This is a genomic window from Aquiflexum sp., assembly GCF_041749095.1.
In the GTDB taxonomy this organism is placed as follows: Bacteria; Bacteroidota; Bacteroidia; order Cytophagales; family Cyclobacteriaceae; genus Aquiflexum.
The window spans coordinates 1-3,671 of the sequence record NZ_JBGTCA010000347.1; the positions used below are offsets into that span (position 1 = coordinate 1).

The window sequence follows — 3,671 nt, forward strand, 5'->3', positions numbered from 1 at the left end:
ACACTAGCTTTTATCCGTAACAGTGCCTCATTTATTTTTCCAAATGAAACCTCTCTTTCCTCAATATGTACATAGGTGAGATCAATATCAACAGAAAGGCGAGGCATATTTCTCAAAAACAAATTTATTGCTGTTCCACCATGTAAGGCAAAGCATTTTTCTTTGTGTACTTCAGGAATTACAGCCAATAGAAGATTTACTTGATATCTATATTCCTGCCTGATCATATTCTTCCAATTCTCTGGGAACAGTAATCTGGTATGCCGGTATAAATACGCCATTTTTAACCAAACTTCTTTTCCCTTTTCCAAGATCAATATCTTCAAGTTTTAAATGGCTAAACCAAGAATGTCCTGCTTTTTCTGCAAAGTATAAAAAAAGTCTTTTAACCTTAATAGAGGAACAATGTTCTAAAAGTTCTTGGACCGATTTAGGCCTTAAATTGTTCAATCCCTCCATAAGTTCATGACATTCCAGAAAAGAATGCTCTTTGGGCGTGAGGTAAAAACATTCTAATATGGCACGGACCTGTCCTGAGATTTTTATTTTGAAATCTTTGATCTCAAAATCAACAAGTCCTAAATCAGCTGGTAGAAAATTTGTTTTATGGACCGAGAATTTTAATCTCCATTCATATTGCTTAAACCAAGTTGGCAATTGATCTTTCGCCAAAGCAAAAAGGAAAACTTTTGTTGTGCCAAGTTCTAAATAATGTGTTTTACCCAACATAGCTAAAGCTGTTCTACCTCCCGGATGAAAGTTGGAATTCAGATGGTTTTGCAAAGCATACAATGCTCCTTCATATTCCACATTGTCATCTGTCCTGATCATAGCCCCTGATCCAATGGACTCAAACCAATGGCTTTTTTTGTACCTCTTTTGCAGGTCAAGACTATATCCCTGTTCCACCAGCCAACTGCTTGTAAATACAATACCAGATGGATTTGAGCTGAGTAGTTGGTTTATTTTAGATCGATTTTCTTTATCCATAGTACCAATATAATTGATTATTTAAACCACATCAAAATAATAGTTTATTTATTTTATAATATAAGTACTAAAAGTACCCAATTTACATCATTTCTAAACCGTAATTTCACAAACTATTAAAATAGCAGTTCGATTACTGGATGTTGTTTCCATTTAAATTATGTTAAATGGGAATAATGCGGATAGATATCTAAACAAATTGCATTTTCAATAATAAATTTGAAAAAAATCTATCACTCTTGTTTTGTTATTTCACCTTTAACATCATCAGTCTCAAAATAAAGATGATAATGATTGCTGCAGCCGGGATTGAAACCGGATTTGCAATGAGGGCAGGTATTGTCTGAGGCCATATAGTCTTTGATGCTCAGCTCATTGCCACAAACACCACAAAGGATCGCTTTTTCATCAAATTCTGATGTAGGCCATACTTTATGCTTGTGGTCAGCTTCTTCTTCATGACAGGAAAAACAAGGGTAATACTTATCGCAGCACTTAAATTTGATCGCGATCACATCCATTTGAGAATGCCAATGCACGCAACGGGTCTGCATGTCTATTAATTTACCAAAGACGTTGACATCTCCGATTTTTATAAATTTGAATGGTTCTTCAACTGTATTTTGCGCAAAAATACTACTGGAAAAAATCAGCATCAGGGACAGGGTGATAAATAGTGTTAGTTTCATGTTCCGGTCAATTTACTCGCAAGGATGAATCAATCTTCTTTTAATGAATAGCCTTTCAAACTTTCTATTTAATCTCATTTCATTTAATTTTCCAAACTTGGTTTTCTTTTTCCAATTCATGGATCTCTGTTACTAATCAGAATTCCTGATACATTGATTTTTTTTGATTAGTCGGTTTCATTCTTATTTCACCATAATTGAGTTCCTCCCCTTCACCGATATAAACATTTTGTAGTTTTCCAGCGGAATTTTCGGTGATCACGGCAAATGATCCTTTAAAAGCAATCCCCAGGTTTGTATCGATATATTGGTCTTCCTTGTCCTGAGCGATGATGTATTGCACCAGTAGGTTACCAGCTACTTTACTTTGGATCCGTAATCCTTTAAAAACCCTACCCTGTTCCAGTTTTTCAACGGATTGAATGGAATGGTTATCCCTGTTTTCATCAAAAGGCTCGAACACCACCACAAAAGGTTGATCCCAAGCCGCTCCGGTTTTACGAATAACCAAAGTTGGAGTGGGTTCATTCTCGTAGGGTGCAGGCGCTTCAAAGGTAGGTGGTGCAAGCACCTTTGTGTACTCCCTGCTTTCGTCAGCCGGAATATGCAGATCCATGTAGATGGGCTTTTCAAATTTTTCGGACCCAAACCTGGCCCTTATCTCTTTTTTGTAATTTCCCGTAGTTTGCACTTCTTCAAAGAAATGCCAGCCCGGGTGGCGGTACTTCCGGTTTTGTTCCCAAGGCAGTCCGGCATTGGCCATGTACCTTTCGGGCGTTGACCTCAGTCCCAAATCATCATTCAGAAACAGTAAACTATCTCCAATATTGTGGTACAAATAATCATGGTATTGATCGGGCAATTTGGATTTGGAACGGAAAATATCCACATAGTATCCGGTGGTTTCCGAGGTCCTTATTAATGCCAGTGTGCGTTCCTGGTAGGCTTCTGCCTGTTCACCTTTGTCATCCACAAAACTGGTTATTGAAAAAGAATGATAGGGAGAGACAGCTTCTTCTTTCGGCATGGGTTCCATGGCAACCAGTTGAACGGTATTGATACCCAAATTTACCCAGCCGCCATCACTCCGGGAATTTCCATTTACAATAACCGTATTGTGGGCCGCAAAAATACGGGAATAGTTTTCATGTACGTCCTGTTGGTAACGGCCCCTTCCATTATCAACGCCCAACACTTCCCCTTTACCGTACAGTTCTATGTTCATTCCTTCTGCATGCCCATGAACCATGTGGGCACCACCTACAAAACACATCAAACCATCTTTGGGGTTTTGGGTGGCGCTTAAATTTCGTTGAAGAAAAATGCCCGCATGATCCACCTTGTCGGTTCGGGGATATACCAATTCTGCCTCCTCACCTTTAAATTCCCGGTCATACCAAAGCACCGCTAACATACCGTCCCTTTTATACCTATCCTGGTTTATTGCCCTGGTAAGAAGGGGTCCGAATTCATTGGTGATTTCCTTTACACCATCCATCTCTCCAAGCAGGTAGGCCTCTTCATAAATGCTATAGGGCGGTGTTCCCGTGCGTTTACCGTCCCCCCAACGGATAAGCTGATTGTTGGGATAGACAATGTAATCCAATGCCGGCAAGGAGAATAAAACGTTTGCGTACTTATCCCCCAGCCTTAGCGAAGGGTCGTATTTATTGATCACCAACATCAGCCTTGTTAATATCGATGCAGCTGCATTTAGGTATTGGGAGGTTTCGGGCCAAAGGTCTCCCTTCTCCTTATATATGGCTGCCATTACATTCAAAGCATCCTGGTGCTCTGTGCTTTCAGTCAGGAAATAAGAAAGTAAATTTTTACGTTCCTTTTCATCCTCCATGGCGAGGGCATTGTATACCAAACTGGGTGCCTCTAAAATGGGGTGATTTGATCCGGTCCCGCCATAATTGATTGTGATGTCGGCATAAGTACGGAAAACCCTCTGGGCATCGTCAATGGGAAAATCGGTTTTTTCTTTTT

Annotated in this window: 4 protein-coding genes; all 4 read right to left on the minus strand. The window is 39.7% G+C overall.

Annotation, left to right across the window (positions count from 1 at the left end):
• Positions 1-227 (minus strand): nucleotidyl transferase AbiEii/AbiGii toxin family protein (locus ACEW8O_RS15580; RefSeq protein WP_373495548.1); only part of this gene is annotated, 227 nt, incomplete at its 3' end.
• Complete coding sequence (locus tag ACEW8O_RS15585; protein WP_373495549.1) at positions 208-990, minus strand: type IV toxin-antitoxin system AbiEi family antitoxin; 783 nt, start codon at positions 988-990, stop codon at positions 208-210. The genes ACEW8O_RS15585 and ACEW8O_RS15580, both read right to left, overlap by 20 nt.
• Before the next feature lie 233 nt (positions 991-1,223).
• Positions 1,224-1,679 (minus strand): CHY zinc finger protein, encoded by a 456-nt coding sequence (locus ACEW8O_RS15590; RefSeq protein WP_373495550.1) that lies wholly within the window; start codon positions 1,677-1,679, stop codon positions 1,224-1,226.
• 136 nt (positions 1,680-1,815) lie between these two features.
• Positions 1,816-3,671, minus strand: a 1,856-nt coding sequence (locus ACEW8O_RS15595; RefSeq protein ID WP_373495551.1) for a heparinase II/III family protein, incomplete at its 5' end; no start/stop codon positions are given.

Coding starts and splice junctions, on each gene's coding strand:
- ACEW8O_RS15585 (WP_373495549.1), bottom strand. CDS start 990: ATGGATAAAGAAAATCGATCTAAAATAAACCAACTACTCAGCTCAAAT.
- ACEW8O_RS15590 (WP_373495550.1), bottom strand. CDS start 1,679: ATGAAACTAACACTATTTATCACCCTGTCCCTGATGCTGATTTTTTCC.